Raw genomic sequence first — 19,721 nt, forward strand, 5'->3', positions numbered from 1 at the left:
CCGGCAGGCGGATGGAAAGACTGCCGATCTTTCACACCATCATCGCGCCCATGCCTCTGACCGCGGCGAAATAGCGAGTCACGCCGTCTGCCGCGGGATCCGACAATTCGATGAAGATGCGCCGGCCATCCAGCGGGTCGGCGCGGCGGATAAACAGCCCGGCTTCGGTCATGGTGCGGATCCAGCGCAAAGCCGTGGTGGGCGGCACAACGGCGGCGATGCACAGGCTGGAAACCGCGACCCCCTCCCCCTCGATCCGCGCCGCCATCAGATCGAGCAACATGTCCCAGGCCGGGTCGGCGAACAAATGGGCGTCGAAAAATCGCTCGCGCATCCGCCGCGCGCGCAGGGCGGTGCGCAGCGTTTCCGCAGACAAGGGCAGCGCGGGTTCGGCAGCATAGTCGCGCGTGCGGTCATGCACCTGCCCGCTATCCCGGCCCAGCGCCTCTGACGACAGGCTCGCCAGCGCTGCCGCGATCCGCGCCACCTCCTCGCCCAGATGCTGGAGCCGGTCGTCCCCATCCTTCGCGCTGTCACTGAACCACGGCCCGCGCTTCGAAAGCGCCATCGCCAGCGCTGCGGCGCGCTCCACCGGATCGGGATCGCACAGCAAGGCGATATCGGGATGCGCGATCCGCGCGGTCACCGCATCGATCGCCTCGGGCGGAAAGACGATAATCGCGCGGTAAAGGCTCGCCCGCGCATCGCGCTCGATCCGGTCTAGCAAGGCATCCAGCACGCCATTGCCTTCTCCGTCCAGTTCGACCAGCACGGCGTCCATCCCGGCCTGCAGATCAAGCCGGTCCGGCGCGCCCGCCAGATCGAGGCTGCACCCCAGCCGCCATCCCGCCGCGGCCGCCGCCATCTCGCCCCGCGCGCGGGATCCCGGCGTATCGCCAAACACCAGCACCACCGGCTGTTCCCTGAAATCCCCTGTGCTCACCCGGCCCTCCGTTCGTGATATGTTCCGCATCTTCTAATACGAAACCGGCGCGAGGGAAGAGTGATGATTGGTCCGATATGGCGCGTTTTGGGACGGCGTGCGCTTCCCGCCTATAGCCGTTTGTCCCGAGCGTCGTCGAGGGACGTGGCATCAAGCACACGTCCCTCGACGACGCTCGGAACAAACGGATCAGGGGATGAGCAGGCGTTAAGACCCGCTCATCCCCACCTCCATCAATGATTCAGAGACTTCACGATATCCTCGACCATCTTCTTTGCGTCCGCCAGCAGCATCATCGTCTGGTCCATGTAGAACACGTCGTTATCGACGCCCGCATAGCCCACGCCGCCCATGCTGCGCTTGACGAACAGCACGGTCTTGGCCTTTTCCACGTCGAGAATCGGCATCCCGTAAATCGGCGATGTCTTGTCGGTCTTGGCCGCGGGATTGGTCACGTCATTCGCGCCGATCACAAAGGCCACATCGGTCTGCGCGAATTCGCCATTGATGTCTTCCAGCTCGAACACCTCGTCATAAGGCACGTTCGCCTCGGCCAGCAGCACGTTCATATGCCCCGGCATACGCCCTGCGACCGGATGGATGGCGTATTTCACCTTCACGCCCTGGGCCTTCAGTATGTCGCCCATTTCGCGCAACGCGTGCTGCGCCTGGGCAACCGCCATGCCGTAACCGGGCACGATGATCACCTGTTCGGCCTGCGCCATCAGGAAGGCCGCATCCTCGGCCGATCCGCGCTTCCACGGACGATCGCTCTTGGCCGCGCCGCCGCCGGCTTCGGGGGCCGCGCCGAAACCGCCCGCGATCACGCTGATGAAGCTGCGGTTCATCGCCTTGCACATGATATACGACAGGATCGCGCCCGACGAACCCACCAAAGCGCCGGTGATGATCATCGCGCTATTGCCCAGCGTGAAGCCCATCGCCGCCGCGGCCCAGCCCGAATAGCTGTTCAGCATGGAGACGACCACGGGCATGTCCGCGCCGCCGATCGGGATGATCAGCAGGAAGCCGATCAGGAAAGCGAGGCCCGTGATCGTCCAGAATACCCAGGGGCTCTGGTCGGTCAGGAAATAGGCGATCAGGCCCAGGATCGCGGCCAGCGTGCCGAGGTTGATCACATGCCGACCCGGCAGCATGATCGGCGCGCCGCTCATATTCCCGTTCAGTTTCAGGAAGGCGATGACCGATCCGGAGAAGGTGATCGCGCCGATCGCGATGCCAAGCCCCATTTCGATCCGGCTGACCGCGAAGATCTGCCCCGCCCCATCCGCGATGCCGAACGCTGTAGGATTGAGGAACGCCGCGGCCGCCACGAGCACGGCGGCCATGCCGACGAGCGAGTGAAACGCCGCCACGAGCTGCGGCATATCCGTCATCGCGATCTTGCGCGCGGTGACGAGGCCGATCGCCCCGCCGATTGCGATGGCGATCACGATTTCCACGATCCCGGCGGTGTGGTGCATCAGCAAGGTGGTGACCACCGCGATGAGCATCCCCGCCATGCCATAACGATTGCCCTTGCGGCTGGTCGACGGGCTGGAAAGCCCGCGCAGCGCAATGATGAAGCAGACGCCCGAGATCAGATAGGCGAGCGCAAACCAGGGATTGATAGGGGTGACCTCGTGCATCTCAGCGATCCTTCTTCTTATACATCGCCAACATGCGCGCGGTGACCGCGAAGCCGCCGAAGATGTTCACGCTGGCGAACACCACGGCGATCAGCCCCAGCCATTTGGAGGAAACGGACCCGCCCGCCGCAGACGCGATCAGCGCGCCCACGATGATCACGGACGAAATCGCATTGGTGACGGCCATCAGCGGCGTATGCAGCGCGGGCGTGACCGACCACACCACATAATAACCCACGAAACAGGCCAATGCGAAGATGGATAGAATTGAGATGAAATCCATGATGTTCCTACCCCGTTCGTCCCAAGCGCAGTCGAGGGACGTTGTACCGTCCGCACATCGCTGAAACGCGAGGCGGACGGCTGTTATTGATCACCCCAGCAGCCGTGCGTTCACGACCTTGCCGTCTTTCGTCAGCCGGATCGCGTCGCCAATCTCCTCGTCCAGCACGGGCTTGCCCGTTTCCTTGTCCCAGAAGGCGCTGAGGAAATTGAACAGATTGCGTGAGAATAGCGCCGACGTATCCGCCGCCAGACGGCCCGGCACGTTGCGATGACCGACGATCTTCACGCCGTGCTTCACCACGACTTCGCCCGCGACCGACCCCTCGACATTGCCGCCCTGCTCCACCGCGAGATCGACGATCACCGATCCCGGCCTCATGCTGGCGATTTGCGCGTCGCTGATCAATCGCGGCGCGGGACGCCCCGGAATGAGCGCGGTGGTGATCACGATATCCTGCTTGGCGATGTGCGCGGAGACCAGAGCCGCCTGCGCCGCCTTATATTCATCGGACATTTCGGTGGCATAGCCGCCCGAGCCTTCGCCCTCGATGCCCTTCACGTCTTCCACGAAGATCGCCTTGGCACCGAGCGACTCGATCTGCTCCTTGGTGGCGGAGCGCACGTCGGTCGCGGAGACCTGCGCACCCAGACGCCGCGCGGTCGCGATTGCCTGCAGCCCGGCGACGCCGACACCCATGATGAAGGCACGCGCGGCCGAAACCGTGCCCGCCGCGGTCATCATCATCGGAAACGCGCGGCCATATTCGCCCGCCGCATCCAGCACGGCCTTATAACCGCTCAGATTGGACTGGGATGACAGGATATCCATCGATTGCGCGCGAGTGATGCGCGGCATGAATTCCATCGCCAGCGCTTCGATGCCAAGCGCGGCATAGTCGTCCACGCGCGCGCGTTCGCCAAAGGGGTTGAGCCCCGCCGCCAGCCATGCGCCGGGCTTCACGCCCGCCAAACTCTTGGGATCCGGCCCCGATACGCCGAGCAGGATATCGGCATCCTTCAGCACCGCGGCGCGCGCGCAGACCGTGGCGCCTGCCGCCGCATAAGCCGCGTCGTCCACGGACGCGCCGATGCCGGCCCCCGCTTCCACGGATACGTCTGCGCCCAGCGCGATGAACTTCTTCACCGTTTCGGGGGAGGCCGAGACTCGCGTCTCGCCCGCTGCGGTTTCCTTGAGGACCGCGATTTTCATGGCCGGATCAGCTCGCGAGGAGAGCGATAACGATGGCCACGACCACGGCGGTCGCCACGGAACCCCATTTCATCAGGCCGATAAAGCCTTCATAAGTGCCGCTATGCGCAGTCATGTCGCCGTTTTCGGCCATGGTTCATCCCCTGAATATTGGACCCGTTCAGCCGCTGCCTTAGCCAGCATTGGCGGGCTGCTCAAGTGTCCATCATCGCGGGTGTGATCTGTGTCACCGCAACTTTCTGCCGGGCCTTTAAGTCTGTCTTTACCGTCGGGCATCTAAAGCGTGCCTCTTCGGGACAGAATCGGGGCAGGCATGACACCGAACGGCACACGCATTCTGATGTTGATCGACGATGAACCGGCGCAGCGTCGGCTGATCTCTGCACTCGCCACCCGTGCGGGCTGGCGCACCATCTTTGCGTCCGACTCTGAAACCGCGATCGCCACATTGGGCACGCAGGACGGCATGATGCTCGATGCGATCATCCTCGATCATTGGGTGCCGGGCACCGACGCCAGCGCGCTGATCGCCGAAATCCGCGTGCGTCGCCCCGCGCTGCCGATCCTGATGCTGACGGCCGTCACCACCGTGAACACCGCGGTCGAATCGATGCGTGCCGGGGCCACCGATTTCCTGGTCAAGCCGATCGCGCCTGATCGCCTGCTCGCAGCGCTCGACGCCGCCGTCTCCAGCGCCGCCGGCGCGGGCGAACTCCGCCCGCTTACGGAAAAGATCTCCCAGGTGCTGGGCTTTGGCGAAATCGTCGGCTCCGCGCCCGATTTTCGCGCCGCGCTCGCCATCGCCGCCAAGGCCGCGCGCGCGCGCGTGCCCGTGCTGATCGAAGGCGAAAGCGGGGCCGGCAAGGAAGTGGTGGCCGAGGCCATCCACGCCGCCTCGCCGCGCGCCAAGAAAAAGATGATCGCGGTCAATTGCGGCGCGATTCCCGCCAATCTCGTCGAATCCGAATTGTTCGGTCATGAAAAAGGCGCGTTCACCGGCGCATTCGAACGGCATATCGGCAAATTCCAGGATGCCGATGGCGGCACGCTGTTTCTCGATGAAGTCGGCGAACTGCCGCTGGACGCGCAGGTGAAATTGCTCCGCGTGCTGCAATCGGGCGAAATCCAGCTAGTCGGCGGCCGCGCCACACGCGATGTCGATGTCCGCGTGATCGCCGCCACCAACAAGCGCCTGATCGAAGAGGTCGCCGCCGGCCGCTTCCGCGAGGATCTCTATTATCGCCTGAACGTGGTGCAGGTCACCATCCCGCCGCTGCGCGCGCGCAAGGCCGATATTCCTGAACTCGCGCGCCATCTGCTCGCCCGCATCGCGCAACAGCCCGGGATGCGCGGGCTTGGCATCACTGATGAGGCGCTGCGCCTGCTGATGACCTATGACTGGCCCGGCAACGTCCGCCAGCTTCAGAACGCCTTGTTCCGCGCCGCCGTGCTGTGTGACGATCATGCGCTCACGCGGGAGGATTTTCCGCAGATCGCGGCGCAATCCGAAATGCCAGCACGGATCCCTTCTTATCCCGGCCAGGCCAATGGCCCCAGCGGCATCGCCAGTGGCGCGGGCGTCACGCTTTATCGCCCGGATGGACATCTGCGTGCGCTTGAGGATATCGAAGCGGATGTGATCCGGCTCGCCATCGGCCACTACCGCGGCCGCATGACCGAAGTGGCCCGCCGTCTCGGCATCGGCCGCTCCACCCTCTACCGCAAATTGGGCGAACTCGGCATCGACAGCGCGGCCTGATTGACCGCGCGCGCGCCGTCATGCGATGGCCCGCGCATGGGGCGTCGGGGCATCATCTTTCTGGGCGTCGCGGCCCTTTTGTCGGGCTGCTCCAAAGGCGGCACGCCCGAGGATCAGCCGCCCATCCCGCTGGCGACCATGGCCGAGCGCGATGCGGTGAAGCTGGAAGGCGCCGGCGACCAGCCGCTGACTGGTTACACCAATGACAAATACGGCTTCACCATCATGGTGCCGCCCGGCTGGGGCGATTACCGCACCGATGTGACCGCGGACGGCGCGAGCTTCACCAATCCGGCATTCGGATCCGTGCTGCGCGTCCAGGGCGACGCCGGAAACACTCTCGAAAATGTGCAGGAAGACCTGCCCGGCGGCACGATGAGCAAAACCGAATATCGCGGCATCCGTGCCGACGCCGATGATCACCAGACCGCCTATCGCGCGATCAAGACCGCGCAGGGCACGACCATCGCCCGCCTCCGCTATCCTGCGCGCCATGCCGCCGCGTTGATGCCGGTGGCCAAGGCGGTGTTGGATTCCTTGGTGGTCAAAAGGTGAATATGATGGCAACCCTTTAGCCCGTTTGTCCCGAGCGAAGTCGAGGGACGTCTGTCATGTCACCAGCGTCCCTCGACTTCGCTCGGGACAAACGGTGTTTTGGTACACGCTACCGGCATCAACGCCGCATCCCGCAGCCCACGCCATACGTGCACCGCCTGTGCGGTCTCGCGCACGTCATGCACGCGCAGCATCTGAACGCCCTGATCCGCCCCGCGACACGCCAGCGCGATCGATCCGCCCAGCCGTTTGTCAGCGGTCACTTCATTGGACAGCGCGCCGATCAGCCGTTTCCGGCTCGCGCCCAGCAATATCGGGCAGCCCAGCCCCTGAAAGATCGAAAGCCCGTTCAGCAGATGCAGATTGTGCTGGATCCCCTTGCCAAAGCCGATGCCGGGATCAGCAATAATCTTGTCGCGTGGCACGCCCGCGGCCACCACCGCGTCGATCCGCGCTTCCAGCCAGTCGAACACCTCGATCAGCGGATCGGCATAGCCGGGTTCGCCATGCGGTCCGCTCTTGGGATCGGGCGAGTGCATCAGCACCACCGGGCATCCGGCATTCACCACCACGTCCAATGCACGATCGTCCCACAGCAACGCACCGACATCGTTGACCAAATGCGCACCGGCAGCCAGCGCCGCCTGCATCACCTCGGCCTTGCGCGTGTCGATCGAGATTGCGGCCCCCGTCGCGGCGAGCTTTTCGATCACCGGCACCACGCGGGCAATCTCGTCACGCTCCCACACGGTCTCGGCACCCGGTCGCGTCGACTCCCCGCCCACATCGATCAGCGCAGCGCCTGCCGCGGTCATCGCAAAGCCCGCATCCGCTGCGCTTTGCGGATCATCCTGATGTCCACCGCCATCGGAGAAGCTGTCCGGCGTCACGTTCAATATGCCCATGATCTGCGGCTGTTCGAACCGCAGCACGCGCTCACCCAGTTTCAGCGGCGTGCGTGCGCTTTCGATCCGGCCGCGCAGGGCTTTCACCGCCATCCGGTGTTCGTCGGATACCCCCGCCAGCGCATCGTCCAGCCGCTCGATCGGCACCATATGCCGCGCGACCCTTTTGCCTTTTTCGGACGCGATGATCTCATAAGCCCCGAACCACACCATCCCGCCACCCAGCCGCGCGACTTGTCCGTCCAGATCGACGGGCGAATCCACGAATTGCACGGGCCGCAGGTGAATTTTGGCGGAAGGCGGGATGGCGATCGTCATGGTCTTGGTCCTCGCATCGGCTCCGAATTGAGCCCCAAACACCGTTCAGGCTGAGCCTGTCGAAGCCTCTTCCTTCTTCTGGCTCAGCGCACAAAGAAAGAAAAGGCTTCGACAGGCTCAGCCCGAACGGAAGTGTGGAAACGGATTAAGGCTGCGTCGCCAGCAGATAATTCTGCCGCAGAGTATCGATCGGCCGCAGTCCGCCTTCATCCTCATAATGCCAAAAAGTCCAGCCGTTGCACGATGGTGCCTTTTGCAGCGTCGCGCCCAATTTGTGGATCGAACCATTGTCGCTACCGGTTTCCAGCGATCCATCGACGCGGACCCGCGCCTGCCAGCGACGCTTGGCGTCGGTCAGGATCGCGCCGGGCTTGAGCAGACCATTTTCGATCAGCGTGCCGAACGGCACCTTGGGCGCGCCCCGGGGGGATTGCATGGTGACCACCGCGGATTCATCCAGCGGCAGCGCCATTGCAATGCGTTCCTCGGCGACTTCGATATAATTATCCTCGCGCTCGATCCCGATCCAGTGGCGGTTGAGCCGCTTGGCCACCGCGCCGGTCGTGCCCGTGCCGAAGAACGGATCAAGCACCACATCTCCCGGCTTGGTGCACGCCAGCAGAATGCGATACAGCAGGGCTTCCGGCTTCTGCGTCGGATGCGCCTTGGTGCCGTTGCGCTTGAGGCGCTCCTGGCCTCCGCAGATCGGCATCACCCAATCAGAGCGCATCTGCAATTCATCATTCAGCGTTTTCATCGCGCGATAGTTGAACGTGTAGCGCGCCTTCTCGCTCTTCGACGCCCAGATCAAAGTCTCATGGGCATTGGTGAAGCGCGTGCCCTTGAAATTCGGCATCGGATTGGCCTTGCGCCAGATGATGTCGTTCAGGATCCAATAGCCCTCGTCCTGGATCGCCGTGCCCACGCGGAAAATATTGTGATAGCTGCCGATCACCCAGATCGTGCCATCGTCCTTCAGGATGCGGCGCGCTTCCTTCAACCACGCCTTGGTGAATTTGTCATAGATGGCGAAGGTGTCGAACTTGTCCCATTCGTCGTCCACCGCATCGACCTGACTGCCGTCGGGACGAAAAAGATCGCCGCCAAGCTGGAGGTTATAGGGGGGATCGGCGAAGATCATATCCACCGATTTATCGGGCAGGCCGCGCATCGTCTCGATGCAATCGCCCTTCAGGATCCGGTCGAGCGGAAGCTCCGGACGGAGCTCGACCGCCTTCTTCGCCCGCGTAGAAACCCGTTCCATAACACCCATTTGCGACGCCCCCGTAAGATCGAGCGCGACCCTGAATCCTCGGAGAGTCCGCGTCAAGGAAGTTATAGTTAACAAAGTGTGCGAGGAGTCCGCGTGACCGGTGAGAACGAAACGAGTCCCCACGACATGTTGGGATTCCCGTCAAAGGCGTGACTCAACCCCTTGTGGTGTGGCGCAAAAGACTCGGGGATTATGACAAAAGGAAAAAAGTGCGATCGAGATAAATCGCAAACCAAAAACCCGTTTGTCTCGAGCGAAGTCGAGAGACATGGTGGCACGACCGAGGTCCCTCGACTTCGCTCGGGACAAACGGATTGCGATCAGCCGCCCTGAAAATCAAACAGCGTCCGCTGCACCGGCCCAAACGATCGCCGGTGCCAAGGCGTTGCCCCCAGCCTCTCCAGCCCCTCCAGATGCACCTTCGCACCATAGCCCTTGTTCGAGGCCCAGCCATAGCCCGGAAAACGCGCATCGGCCTCGATCATGATCCGGTCGCGCGTCACTTTCGCAATGATCGAGGCGGCCGAGATGCACGGCTCGATCGCATCGCCGCCGATGATCGCGCGCGAACGGTAGCGCCATTTCGGGCAGCGATTGCCATCCACCAGCACCTCGCGCGGCTCCATCCCCCCCCTGCTTTCACACAGCGCCTCGACCGCGCGGGTCATCGCCAGCATCGTCGCCCACAGGATATTGAGTTCGTCGATCTCCTCGACGCTCGCCATGCCCACGCCAAAGGTGCAGCGTTCGGCGATCAGCGCATAGAGGTCGTCACGCTTTTTCGCGCTCAATTTCTTGCTGTCATCCAGCCCCAAAATCCCGTCGGGGCACAGCACCACCGCGGCGGCCACCACCGGCCCGGCCAATGGCCCCCGCCCCGCTTCGTCAACGCCTGCGATCATGCGAAAAAATCCGTCACATTCTGATGCCCCATCGGGCCATGCCCCTGCCCCAGCCCCGGTGCCTCGATCAGCGCGATACGAACAAAGGAGATCGCGCGTGCGATCGCATCCTCTATCCCCATGCCCTGCCCCAGGCCGGCGGCAATGGCGCTCGCCAGCGTGCAGCCCGTGCCATGCGTGCTGGTCGTCTCGATCCTCTTGCCTTCCCAATGGCGGTTTTCGCCATGCGGCCAATACAGCCGGTCGATGACGATCGGCCCTTCGGCATGACCGCCCTTGAGCAGCACATGCCCCCCATAATGCAGGATCGCTTCCATCCCGCCCAGCGCCTCGCATTCAGGCAGATTGGGCGTCACCAGCGAAGCGACTTCCATCAGCCGGCCGAAGGCTGCGATCGTCGCCGCATCCGCCAGCACCGACCCGCTGGTGGCGACCATCACCGGATCGAGCACGATCGGCACGGTCAAGGCTTCAAGCCGTTGCGCCACCGCAATGGCGGTCTCCGCGCTGCCGATCATGCCGATCTTCACCGCATCGACGCCGATATCGCTGATCACCGCATCCATCTGCGCGATCACCATTGCGGTCGGCACCGGATACACCCCGGTAACGCCCAGCGTGTTCTGCGCGGTGATCGCAGTAACCGCGGTCATGGCATGGCCGCCCAGCATCGTCACCGTCTTGATATCCGCCTGGATACCCGCGCCGCCGCCCGAATCCGATCCGGCAATGATCAGGATGCGTGCGGTCATGGCTTATACTGGCGCACCACCGACTGCGGGAATTTCACCAGAAGTTCGGGCGCGCGCGTCGGGCGGAAGCTCAATATGCCGCTGCAATTGGGGCAGATGCCGTCCATGTGCGCCGCGCATTGCGCGCAGAAGGTGCATTCGAACGAGCAGATGGCGGCACCGCCCTCGTCCGCCGGCAGGCTCTTGCCGCAGCGTTCGCAATCGGGCCGCATTTCCAGCATCAGCCGGCCGCCTCTTTTACCGCATCGCAGATCCGGTCGACCACCGCCTCTACTTCGCCCGCATCATCGCCTTCGGCCATCACGCGGATCACGGGTTCGGTGCCAGACGGCCGGATCACGAGACGCCCACTGCCCCGAAGCGCCGCTTCGGCGTCGGCGATGATCGCCTTGACCCGCGCATCCTCCAGCGGCTTGCCGCCCGCAAAGCGCACATTCTTCAACAATTGGGGCACGGGATCGAACAGATGCAGCAATTCGCTCGCGGGCTTGCCGGATTCCACCAACGCCGCCAAAATCTGCAGCGCGGCCACCAGCCCGTCGCCTGTGGTGGCGTAATCGGTCAGGATGATATGCCCCGATTGCTCGCCGCCGGCATTGAAGCCGCCTGCGCGCATCCGCTCCAGCACATAGCGATCGCCGACGCTGGTACGCTCCAGCGACAGCCCCTGCCCGTTCAGATAGCGCTCCAACCCCAGGTTCGACATCACCGTGGCCACAATCCCGTCGCCGCGCAGCTTTCCCGCGCGCGCGAAGGTCGTCCCGATCAGCGCCATGAGCTGATCGCCATCCACCACCTTGCCCTGTTCATCTACCACGATCAGCCGGTCCGCATCGCCGTCCAGCGCGATGCCGATCTGTGCCCCCGAAGCGACCACGGTTTCCTGCAGCAATTGCGGCGCGGTCGATCCGCATTCGTGATTGATGTTGAGGCCGTTGGGCTCCACGCCCAACGAGATCACCTCGGCACCCAATTCCCACAGCGCGAGCGGCGCGGTGTTGTAAGCCGCGCCATTGGCACAATCGACCACCACCTTCAGCCCGTCGAGCCGCAGATGATCCGGAAAGGTGGATTTGGCGAAATGGATATAGCGGCCACGAGCATCCTCCACGCGGCGGGCGCGGCCGATCTCGGCGGCATTCGCAAGTTTGGCGGGCACGTCGATCAGTGCCTCGATCGCCAGTTCGTCGCTGTCCGAGAGTTTGAAACCATCGGGACCGAAGAGCTTGATGCCATTGTCAGCGAAGGGATTATGGCTGGCGGAGATCATCACGCCCAGATCGGCGCGCATCGATTGGGTGAGCATCGCCACCGCCGGGGTCGGCATCGGGCCGACCATAATTACATCCATGCCCACGCTCGTGAAGCCCGCCACCAGCGCCGATTCCATCATATAGCCCGAAACGCGCGTATCCTTGCCGATCACCACGCGATGCTTGTGATCCCCGCGCAGGAAATGCGCGCCCGCCGCCATGCCCACCTTCATCGCGATCTCCGCGGTCATCGGCGGCTGGTTGGTCCGGCCTCTGATCCCGTCCGTCCCGAAAAATCTGCGCGTCATTCGATTGTGGCTCCGCTTGGCAAGTCGATCCGCTGATAGCGCGATGCGGGAACGGGCGCGAGGGGGCACACGGCATTTCCTTCTCCCCGAACATCGTTCCGGCTGCGCCTGTCGAAGCCCTTTCTTTTCCAACATTGAAGAAGGAAAAAGCTTCGACAGCCTCAGCCGAACGGTTTGGGAGTTCAGCGCCAGACTTTACCGCTCATAAGCCTTAGGCAGATTCCCCTCCACCGGCGTGCGATAACGATCGCGCAATTTCGTCTGCCGCGTCTCCATTGGCTGTTCCACCCCGTCGATCCAAACCCGTTCGGGCGCGCTGGTGATTTCCAGCGGATCGCCATTCCACAGCACCACGTCCGCGCGCCGCCCGGCACGGAGCGACCCGATCTCGCTGCCAAGCCCCAACGCTTCGGCGGGGCCGGACGTGATCGCCGCAAAGGCCGCAGCCCAGTCAAGTCCGGTCGCACCCGGCACCTTGGTCAGCGCCACGAGATTGCCGGCATATTGACTGGAGCGGAACGCCATGCGCACCTCGTCATCATTGATCATGCCGATCGACACCTTCACCCCTGCCGCTTTCATCCGGCCGATGTTGGATTGCGTCGCCGCCAGAGTCTCGAAACTGTCCGGCAGATCCGCCAGCGCGGAGGCGATCACCGGCACGCCCGACGCCGCAATCTCCTTCGCCACGGTCCAGCCCTCGACCGCGCCGACGAGCACAAGCTTCAACGCCGGAAACTCTTTTTTCAGATCCAGCACCGCCAAGATGTCGCTGCCCCGTTCCACATGAACCAGCAACGGCGTCGCACCATTCACCACCGGAACCAGCGCCGCGGCATCCGCCTTTGTCAGGATCGCGTTCTTGCTATTGCCGCCGTCATAGGCCGTGGGTGCCCGCGCATAGGCCTGTGCCGCTTGCAGCGCAGACCGGAATTGCAGGAACAGCGCCGGACGGCTGCCGCCGGCCTCGCGCGCGCCGGTCTCGCCGAATTCGACAAACTGGAAGGCGCGCGGCTTGGTCACCGCATTCATATCCGCACCCAGATCGATCACCGCGCCCTGCCCCGCGAACATCGTCGCAGCCGCACTTGGCGACACGATGGCGCGCGTGACGCCCTCCACCCGGTTGATCGCGATCGGCGTGCTGCGCGGGTTGATGGCGGGCACGATATCGATCGCGGCGGACCAGATGCTGTTGTTCGCGCCGGTGTCATCGGTCTGCGAAACCCCGTCTACTTCGACGATACCGAGCCGCGTGAATCCCGCAACGATCCCTGTGCTGACCCATTTGCCGGTCGCATCCACCACCTGCGCGCCTGCGGGCACGGCGACGCCTGCGCCGGCCGAGACGATCCGGCCATCGCGCACGATCACCGTCCCGCGCTCGATCGGCGCGCTGCCGTCCCCGATCGCGACCGTGCCGCCGGTGATGGCGATGGTCTGCGCGGTGGCGGGGGTGGTGATTAGCAATGCCAACACCCCAAAAACCGTTTGTGTCGAGCGTAGTCGAGACACTTTGTTCCCATGACTCACGTCCCTCGACTTCGCTCGGGACAAACGGCCATTTTTTGGTGATGAGAGCCAGCTCATTTCACATCTCCCTCGCCCGGCTGGCCCAGCTCGAAATCGCTTACCGGCCGCCGTTTCGGATCATTGGCATCATACAGCATCGCGCCATCGATCCACACGCGCTCGGGACGGGTGTAGACGCTCAGCGGATCGCCATTCCATAGCACGACATCAGCATTCTTGCCGGCTTTCAGGCTGCCGGTCACATCGCTCACGCCCAGCGCCTTGGCCGGGTTGAAGCTCAGCCATTCCCAGGCCACTTCGTCGGTAATCTGGATGCCCATGCGCCGCCCGTCAGCCAGCGCCTTGGCGGCTTCCTGGTTCAGCCGCTGGATGCCGTTCGCGTCGTCCGAATGAACGATCGCGCACGCCCCTGCATTGTGGACCAGGGGAATATTCTCCTTGATACCGTCATAGCTTTCCATCTTGAAACCATACCAATCGGACCACATGGCCGAGCAGATGTTATTCTCGCGCAGAAGATCGACGATCTTGTAGGATTCGACCGCATGGTGGAATGCCGCGACCTTGTATCCGAACTCCTTGGACATATCGATCACGAAGGCCATTTCGTCGGCACGGTAGCAATGGTTGTGCACCATGATCTTGCCGTCCAGCACATCGGCCAGCGTATCATAAGCCGGATCGCGCGCCTGCGCTTCGCCCTTGGCGCGCTTGCGCTGATATTCCGCCGCCTTCATCCAGGTGTGGCGGTTGACCGCCATATTGCCCATGCGCGTGGACGGGATCTGGTTGCGGCTGCCATAGACGCGCTTGGGATTTTCGCCGCACGCCATTTTCAGCCCCTGCGGCGCGCCGGGGAATTTCATCCCCTGCACGGTGCGCGCGGGCACGTTCTTCAGCACCACCGATCGACCGCCGAACAGATTGGCCGAACCCGGCAGGATCTGGAGCGCGGTGACCCCGCCATTCACCAATGCGCGCGAGAAACCGGGATCTTGCGGCCACACGCTATGCTCCGCCCACACTTGCGGCGTGACAGCGCTGGTCGCCTCATTACCATCCGAATTGGCAGCCACCCCCGGTGAGGGATAATCGCCCAGATGGCTGTGAACGTCGATGATGCCGGGCCTCACCCATTTGCCGCGCCCGTCATAGACCGCGATATCGGCGGGGATCGGGGTATCCGGCCCGCCGATCGCCGTGATCTTGCCGCCCGAGAGGAAGATCACGCCATTCTCGATCCGCCCGCCTTCGCCATCATAGATGGTCGCGCCGCGGATCGCCGCGGGGGCGGCCGGATAGCCTTTGTAGGTGGACGGATAAGGATCAGCGACTGGCACTTTGGCGGCTGACGCCTCCGCCGCGTCCTTATCCTTCTTCTTGGCCAGTCCCGGTGCGCCGGGCATCAGCACCAGCGCCGCCGCCAGTGCGGCTGTTGCGATCATCCGCATCAGATCGTCTCCCCTTTGGTGTTGATGCCCGCCGCCTGCGGCTCGCCAATCTCGCCTGCACCCGCCAGTTGATCATCGGCCAGCGTATCGAGGTGCATCAGCTTCTTGATCAATGGCGCAATGAACAGAACCCCAACGCCCACTGCGATGCCGACCCAGCCGACCGTGGTATAAACCTCGGTCACGCGTTCAGGCCCGGCACCTTCCGCGCCGGTGGCCGCGGCTATCAGCCCGGCGCTGAAATTGCCCGTGGCTGATGCGAAGAACCACGTCCCCATGATCAGGCTCGCCATATGCGCGGGCGACAACCTGTTCATTGCGGAAAGACCGACAGGCGAAAGGCAAAGCTCGCCGGTGGTGTGGAGCAGATAGATGAGGAAGATGAAGATCACCGGGGTCAGATTGCCCGGTCCCGCAGCCGCCGCACCCGCGACCAGCACGAGGAACCCCGCGCCAAGCTGGATCAGTGCCAAGCCGAATTTGGCGGGGGCCGAAGGCTCCCAGCCGCGCCGCGCGAGAAACAGCCACAGGATTGCGAACAGCGGCCCCAGCGTGACGATGTAGATCGAATTGATCGACTGGAACATCGAAGACGGGACTTCCCAGCCCAGGATATGGCGATCCACCGATCGATCGGTATAGAGATTGAGCGACGATCCCGCCTGTTCGAACAAGGCCCAGAACAGGATCGAGCCGATGATCAGAAACATCGCGGCGAAGATGCGATCGCGATCCTCGGCGGGCAGCTTGAACACCGCCGTGTAGAGCACATAAGCGACAAGCGCCGCACCGGCTACGCCCAGCAATGTGCCGACCATCGCCTGATTCTGGATCAGCCACCAGATCACGACCGTGGAGCAGATGCTCAGGATATAGATCAGCCATTCAAAGGGAATGCCCGCCACGCGGGACGCCAGCCGTGCGGGATCGGGGGACTCCCCCTTGCCCAGAAGATAGGGTTTTCCCCATGCGAAGACGATCAGGCCGAGCAACATGCCGACCCCCGCCGCGCCGAAGCCCCAGGCCCAGCCATAGACCTGCCCCAGATAGCCCGCGATGATCGGGCCGAGAGCGCCGCCCACATTGATGCCGATATAGAAGATCGTATACGCCGGATCGCGCCGCGGATCGGTGCGCGGATAAAGCTGCCCCACGATCACGGAGATATTGGCCTTCAGAAAGCCGACGCCCAGAATGATGAACGACAGCGCCAGCCAGAAGACGTTGATCGCAGCGCTATCCTGACCGCCCTCGCCTTCGAACGCCATCAGGAAATGGCCGAAGGTGAGCATCGCGGCACCGAACAAAACCGCCTTGCGCTGCCCGAGATAGCGATCCGCGAGATAGCCGCCCACCACCGGCGTGATATAGACCAGCGCCGTATAGGCACCGTAAATGACCGACGCCTTTTCGTCGGAATAGAGCCAATGCTGGACCAGATAGAAGATCAGCAGCGCGCGCATACCGTAATAGGAAAAGCGCTCCCACATCTCTGCGAAAAACAAGACGAAAAGCCCGCGCGGATGGCCGAGGAAGGTTTTTCCTTCGGCACCGCTGGCTGGAATGGATGGTGTCATTTGAGCAAGCCGCTCCCTGAATATATGCGACAGGCCGGTACATTGCCGGCGCGATTGCCGAGGAGACTAACGCGAAAATTGCGCGTGTGAAGAAGATTGTTGCGCGGCGCGGGTCGCCGCGGCTTCGCACCGCCGTCATCGCGAGGAGCGAGGCCATGCGGCAATCCAGTGTCACCAACACCGCTCGATTGCTTCGCTTCGCTCGCAAAGACGCTCGCGGACAAACCCACTTCTATTTCCGCTCTACACCCTCTAAATCGCCCCGATGTTCAACGACCGCACCTCGCTCCTCACCCATTTGCAAACCCGCCGCTCCGGCAAGCCGCGCGATCTGATCGCGCCCGGCCCCGATGAGGCCCAGCTTCGTGCGATGATCGAAATCGCCGCACGGACACCCGATCATGGCAAGCTCGCGCCGTGGCGCTTCGTGATCGTCGCGGCGGATCAGCGTGACGCGCTCGCACGCCTGCTCACATCGGCCTATCGCGCTGAAAAGCCGGAGGCCGGGCGGCTGGAGATCGAGGCGATGGAGCAATTCGCGCATCAGGCGCCCTCTTTGGTGGTCGTTCTCTATGCGCCCAAGGAAGCCAGCAAGATCCCGCAATGGGAGCAGGAATTGTCCGCCGGCGCGGCCTGCATGAACCTGCTTCACGCGGTTCACGCTTATGGCTTTGCCGGGGGCTGGCTCACCGGCTGGCCGGCCTATAGCGATGCCGTGCGCGACGGATTCGGTGCCGCACCCGAACGAATCGCCGGGTTCGTCTTCATCGGCACGCCCGCGCGCGATCTGGAAGAGCGGCCGCGGCCCGATATCGCAAGCGTTACGAGCCTCTGGACTCCGCCGGCGGGCTAACCGCTTTGCACTTTAAGGGATTATGTGTATTATGCACATATGACAGTGATGAACGGCGAAGACAGCCCGGTCTATCTCAAGCTCCGGGGCACGATTTCAGCGATGATTCTCGACGGGGATTATGCCGAAGGGGACCAGCTTCCCTCCGTGCGCGCCTTCGCCGCCGAACATGGTGCCAATCCGCTCACCGTTGCCAAAGCCTATCAGAGCCTGCAGGAACGCGGCTTCGTCTCCGTCAAGCGCGGCGTGGGCATGTTCGTGGCCGAGGGCGCGATGGGCCGATTGCGCGATGAGGAACGCGAATTGTTCCTCACCAGCTTCTGGCCGAAATTGCAGCGGCATATCATCCGCCTCGGCCTCAAACCCGCGGATCTTCTGGAGCGCGAAGAGGTTTAATTCTGCGCCGCTGAAGCCGCCCCCAGCACCGTTTGGTTATTTCCTGATCAGGCCGCAAACGCCTCATCTTCCACCGCAAAAAACATCTCCGCCCCGGCCACCGCCGACGCCTTGAGCCCTTCAGCCTCCGGCACGATCTGCGCGATGAAATAACGCGCAGCAGCCTGCTTCATGGCCAGGAAATCCCTGTCGCCCTCAGCATTCGCGGCGATCCGCGCCTGACGCTCCATCAGCCATCCCGCCACTGCGACAGACAACATGGTGAGAAAGGGATAGCTCCCCGCCAGTCGGTCATCTGCGCTCGCCGCGGCCAGATGTGTGCCCACCGCTTCGCTGGCGTCGATCAGGCTGCGCAGCCCCGCATCCTGGGCTTCCGCGCGCATGTCGGCGATCAGACGGGCGAAGGCCGCGCCGCCGCTCAAGCCCAGCTTGCGTCCGACCAGATCTGCCGCCTGAATGCCGTTGGTGCCCTCATAGATCGGCGCAATGCGGATATCGCGATAATGCTGCGCCGCGCCGGTTTCCTCGATGAACCCCATCCCGCCATGAACCTGCACGCCAAGCGATGCGACCTCGCAGCCGACATCGGTGCCCCAGGCTTTGGCGAGCGGGGTCAGCAATTCCAGCCGGTCATTGGCGGCATCGTCGCCCAGATGGGCGCGATCGAGTTGCCCCGCGGCATAATAGACCAAGGCGCGCGCGCCCTGCGTCAGCGCCTTCATACGCAGCAGCATCCGGCGCACATCGGGATGCTGGATGATCGCGACGGGATCGCGGCTCGCCCCGCCCGCCCGCGCGGATTGCACGCGGTCCATCGCATAGCGCACCGCCTGCTGCGTCGCGCGCTCGGCGATCTGCACGCCCTGAAGCCCCACGTTCAGCCGCGCGTTGTTCATCATCGTGAACATCGCCTTGATCCCGCCGAATTCGCCACCGATCAATTCGCCGATGCAATCGTCATGATCGCCAAAGCTCAGCACGCAGGTGGGCGAGGCATGGATGCCCATCTTATGCTCGATCGAAACGCAGCGCACGTCATTGGCGGCATCCGGCCTGCCGTCCGCGTCCAGGCGGAATTTCGGCACGAGGAAGAGCGAAATGCCGCGCGTGCCAGCCGGCGCGCCGGGGGTGCGGGCCAATACGAGATGGATGATATTGTCGGTCAGATCATGCTCGCCGAAGGTGATGAAGATCTTGATGCCCTTGATCCTGAACGTCCCGTCGCCCACCGGCGTCGCGGTGGTGCGCAGCGCGCCCACGTCCGATCCCGCCTGCGGCTCTGTGAGGTTCATCGTGCCGGTCCATTCGCCGGTGATCAATTTGGGCAGATACAGCGCCTGCTGCGCCTCGCTGCCATGCGCCACCAGTGATTCGATCGCGCCGGGGGTGAGCATGTTGACCAGCGAAAAGCCCATGTTCGCGCTGCCCAGATCCTCCATCACCACGGTCGCCAGCGCATAGGGCAGCCCCTGACCGCCAAAGGCTTCCGGCCCGTTGATGCTGCCCCAGCCGCTTTCGACAAAGGCGGCATAGGCTTCGCGATAACCCGCGGGCATCGTCACCACGCCATCGTCCCAGCACGCGCCGACCTGATCGCCGATCCGGTTGAGCGGCGCATATTCGCCCGCGGCGAAAGCGCCCGCCCCCTCCAATATCGCATCCACCATATCCGGCGAGGCCGCGACATAGGCATCGTTTTCCGCCAGTTCGCCGATCTTCACGACATGATCCAGCACGAAGCGCTGTTCGTTGATCGGAGGCGTATAGGTCATGGCGGCATCCCGTTCTTGCGTGTGGCT

General features: G+C 63.5%; 19 protein-coding genes. 4 read left to right on the forward strand and 15 right to left on the reverse strand.

The annotated features are described in order from the left end of the window. Positions 1-31: 31 nt before the first annotated feature. The 5 genes from FHS49_RS06340 to FHS49_RS06360 all read right to left on the reverse strand — a co-directional run bounded on the left by FHS49_RS06340 (position 32) and on the right by FHS49_RS06360 (position 4,220). Positions 32-943 (reverse strand): helix-turn-helix domain-containing protein, encoded by a 912-nt coding sequence (locus FHS49_RS06340; protein ID WP_184016488.1) that lies wholly within the window; start codon positions 941-943, stop codon positions 32-34. Between the two features lie 233 nt (positions 944-1,176). Further along, a complete protein-coding gene (locus FHS49_RS06345) occupies positions 1,177-2,592 on the reverse strand; it encodes an NAD(P)(+) transhydrogenase (Re/Si-specific) subunit beta (RefSeq protein WP_184016490.1) in 1,416 nt (471 codons plus the stop codon). Between the two features lies 1 nt (position 2,593). Further along, positions 2,594-2,875 carry an NAD(P) transhydrogenase subunit alpha part 2 gene (locus FHS49_RS06350; protein WP_184016492.1) on the reverse strand — a complete coding sequence of 94 codons (282 nt, stop codon included), beginning with the start codon at positions 2,873-2,875 and terminating at the stop codon, positions 2,594-2,596. 90 nt (positions 2,876-2,965) lie between these two features. Further along, positions 2,966-4,087 carry an NAD(P) transhydrogenase subunit alpha gene (locus tag FHS49_RS06355; protein WP_184016494.1) on the reverse strand — a complete coding sequence of 374 codons (1,122 nt, stop codon included), beginning with the start codon at positions 4,085-4,087 and terminating at the stop codon, positions 2,966-2,968. Positions 4,088-4,094: 7 nt separating this feature from the next. After that, complete coding sequence (locus FHS49_RS06360) at positions 4,095-4,220, reverse strand: aa3-type cytochrome c oxidase subunit IV (RefSeq protein WP_184016496.1); 126 nt, start codon at positions 4,218-4,220, stop codon at positions 4,095-4,097. Positions 4,221-4,400: 180 nt separating this feature from the next. Between FHS49_RS06360 and FHS49_RS06365 the strand changes: the two genes are divergently transcribed. Then, complete coding sequence (locus tag FHS49_RS06365) at positions 4,401-5,846, forward strand: sigma-54-dependent transcriptional regulator (RefSeq protein WP_184016499.1); 1,446 nt, start codon at positions 4,401-4,403, stop codon at positions 5,844-5,846. A gap of 36 nt (positions 5,847-5,882) precedes the next feature. Further along, the gene (locus tag FHS49_RS06370; RefSeq protein WP_184016501.1) at positions 5,883-6,401 is read left to right on the forward strand and encodes a PQQ-binding-like beta-propeller repeat protein; all 519 of its coding nucleotides are present in this window, start codon (positions 5,883-5,885) and stop codon (positions 6,399-6,401) included. Between the two features lie 59 nt (positions 6,402-6,460). Here FHS49_RS06370 and folP read toward each other — a convergent pair whose 3' ends face one another. From folP to FHS49_RS06415, 9 genes are all read right to left on the reverse strand, one after another. Beyond that, positions 6,461-7,624, reverse strand: a complete 1,164-nt coding sequence (gene folP, locus FHS49_RS06375; RefSeq protein WP_184016503.1) for a dihydropteroate synthase — start codon at positions 7,622-7,624, stop codon at positions 6,461-6,463. A 145-nt stretch (positions 7,625-7,769) separates the two neighbouring features. Continuing rightward, the gene (locus FHS49_RS06380) at positions 7,770-8,897 is read right to left on the reverse strand and encodes a site-specific DNA-methyltransferase (protein WP_184016505.1); all 1,128 of its coding nucleotides are present in this window, start codon (positions 8,895-8,897) and stop codon (positions 7,770-7,772) included. Positions 8,898-9,217: 320 nt separating this feature from the next. Continuing rightward, positions 9,218-9,799: a ribonuclease HII gene (locus FHS49_RS06385; protein WP_184016507.1), complete on the reverse strand. Its 582-nt coding sequence runs from the start codon at positions 9,797-9,799 to the stop codon at positions 9,218-9,220. Continuing rightward, on the reverse strand, positions 9,796-10,551 hold the full coding sequence (gene thiD / locus FHS49_RS06390) for a bifunctional hydroxymethylpyrimidine kinase/phosphomethylpyrimidine kinase (RefSeq protein WP_184016509.1): 756 nt from the start codon (positions 10,549-10,551) through the stop codon (positions 9,796-9,798). The genes FHS49_RS06385 and thiD overlap by 4 nt, the downstream gene beginning before the upstream one ends. Continuing rightward, positions 10,548-10,772: a DUF1272 domain-containing protein gene (locus tag FHS49_RS06395; protein WP_184016511.1), complete on the reverse strand. Its 225-nt coding sequence runs from the start codon at positions 10,770-10,772 to the stop codon at positions 10,548-10,550. The genes thiD and FHS49_RS06395 overlap by 4 nt, the downstream gene beginning before the upstream one ends. Further along, on the reverse strand, positions 10,772-12,112 hold the full coding sequence (gene glmM / locus FHS49_RS06400) for a phosphoglucosamine mutase (RefSeq protein ID WP_184016513.1): 1,341 nt from the start codon (positions 12,110-12,112) through the stop codon (positions 10,772-10,774). Before glmM ends, FHS49_RS06395 begins: the two co-directional genes overlap by 1 nt. Before the next feature lie 195 nt (positions 12,113-12,307). Continuing rightward, positions 12,308-13,591 (reverse strand): amidohydrolase family protein, encoded by a 1,284-nt coding sequence (locus FHS49_RS06405; RefSeq protein ID WP_343052911.1) that lies wholly within the window; start codon positions 13,589-13,591, stop codon positions 12,308-12,310. A 107-nt stretch (positions 13,592-13,698) separates the two neighbouring features. After that, the gene (locus FHS49_RS06410; protein WP_184016517.1) at positions 13,699-15,096 is read right to left on the reverse strand and encodes an amidohydrolase; all 1,398 of its coding nucleotides are present in this window, start codon (positions 15,094-15,096) and stop codon (positions 13,699-13,701) included. After that, positions 15,096-16,673, reverse strand: a complete 1,578-nt coding sequence (locus FHS49_RS06415) for a peptide MFS transporter (RefSeq protein WP_184016519.1) — start codon at positions 16,671-16,673, stop codon at positions 15,096-15,098. Before FHS49_RS06415 ends, FHS49_RS06410 begins: the two co-directional genes overlap by 1 nt. Before the next feature lie 265 nt (positions 16,674-16,938). Between FHS49_RS06415 and FHS49_RS06420 the strand changes: the two genes are divergently transcribed. Both FHS49_RS06420 and FHS49_RS06425 read left to right on the forward strand, forming a co-directional pair. Beyond that, the gene (locus FHS49_RS06420; RefSeq protein ID WP_184016521.1) at positions 16,939-17,526 is read left to right on the forward strand and encodes a nitroreductase family protein; all 588 of its coding nucleotides are present in this window, start codon (positions 16,939-16,941) and stop codon (positions 17,524-17,526) included. Positions 17,527-17,565: 39 nt separating this feature from the next. Then, positions 17,566-17,922: a GntR family transcriptional regulator gene (locus FHS49_RS06425; protein ID WP_184016523.1), complete on the forward strand. Its 357-nt coding sequence runs from the start codon at positions 17,566-17,568 to the stop codon at positions 17,920-17,922. A 47-nt stretch (positions 17,923-17,969) separates the two neighbouring features. On the opposite strand, the gene FHS49_RS06430 is transcribed toward FHS49_RS06425, so the two are convergent. After that, positions 17,970-19,694 (reverse strand): acyl-CoA dehydrogenase family protein, encoded by a 1,725-nt coding sequence (locus FHS49_RS06430; protein WP_184016525.1) that lies wholly within the window; start codon positions 19,692-19,694, stop codon positions 17,970-17,972. Between the last annotated feature and the right edge of the window lie 27 nt (positions 19,695-19,721).

The sequence above is a fragment of the Sphingobium boeckii genome (genome assembly GCF_014199215.1).
Lineage (GTDB): Bacteria > Pseudomonadota > Alphaproteobacteria > Sphingomonadales > Sphingomonadaceae > Sphingobium_A > Sphingobium_A boeckii.

Coding starts and splice junctions, on each gene's coding strand:
- FHS49_RS06345 (WP_184016490.1), bottom strand. CDS start 2,592: ATGCACGAGGTCACCCCTATCAATCCCTGGTTTGCGCTCGCCTATCTG.
- FHS49_RS06350 (WP_184016492.1), bottom strand. CDS start 2,875: ATGGATTTCATCTCAATTCTATCCATCTTCGCATTGGCCTGTTTCGTG.
- FHS49_RS06355 (WP_184016494.1), bottom strand. CDS start 4,087: ATGAAAATCGCGGTCCTCAAGGAAACCGCAGCGGGCGAGACGCGAGTC.
- FHS49_RS06360 (WP_184016496.1), bottom strand. CDS start 4,220: ATGGCCGAAAACGGCGACATGACTGCGCATAGCGGCACTTATGAAGGC.
- FHS49_RS06365 (WP_184016499.1), top strand. CDS start 4,401: ATGACACCGAACGGCACACGCATTCTGATGTTGATCGACGATGAACCG.
- FHS49_RS06370 (WP_184016501.1), top strand. CDS start 5,883: ATGGGGCGTCGGGGCATCATCTTTCTGGGCGTCGCGGCCCTTTTGTCG.
- folP (WP_184016503.1), bottom strand. CDS start 7,624: ATGACGATCGCCATCCCGCCTTCCGCCAAAATTCACCTGCGGCCCGTG.
- FHS49_RS06380 (WP_184016505.1), bottom strand. CDS start 8,897: ATGGGTGTTATGGAACGGGTTTCTACGCGGGCGAAGAAGGCGGTCGAG.
- FHS49_RS06385 (WP_184016507.1), bottom strand. CDS start 9,799: ATGATCGCAGGCGTTGACGAAGCGGGGCGGGGGCCATTGGCCGGGCCG.
- thiD (WP_184016509.1), bottom strand. CDS start 10,551: ATGACCGCACGCATCCTGATCATTGCCGGATCGGATTCGGGCGGCGGC.
- FHS49_RS06395 (WP_184016511.1), bottom strand. CDS start 10,772: ATGCTGGAAATGCGGCCCGATTGCGAACGCTGCGGCAAGAGCCTGCCG.
- glmM (WP_184016513.1), bottom strand. CDS start 12,112: ATGACGCGCAGATTTTTCGGGACGGACGGGATCAGAGGCCGGACCAAC.
- FHS49_RS06410 (WP_184016517.1), bottom strand. CDS start 15,096: ATGCGGATGATCGCAACAGCCGCACTGGCGGCGGCGCTGGTGCTGATG.
- FHS49_RS06415 (WP_184016519.1), bottom strand. CDS start 16,673: ATGACACCATCCATTCCAGCCAGCGGTGCCGAAGGAAAAACCTTCCTC.
- FHS49_RS06420 (WP_184016521.1), top strand. CDS start 16,939: ATGTTCAACGACCGCACCTCGCTCCTCACCCATTTGCAAACCCGCCGC.
- FHS49_RS06425 (WP_184016523.1), top strand. CDS start 17,566: ATGACAGTGATGAACGGCGAAGACAGCCCGGTCTATCTCAAGCTCCGG.
- FHS49_RS06430 (WP_184016525.1), bottom strand. CDS start 19,694: ATGACCTATACGCCTCCGATCAACGAACAGCGCTTCGTGCTGGATCAT.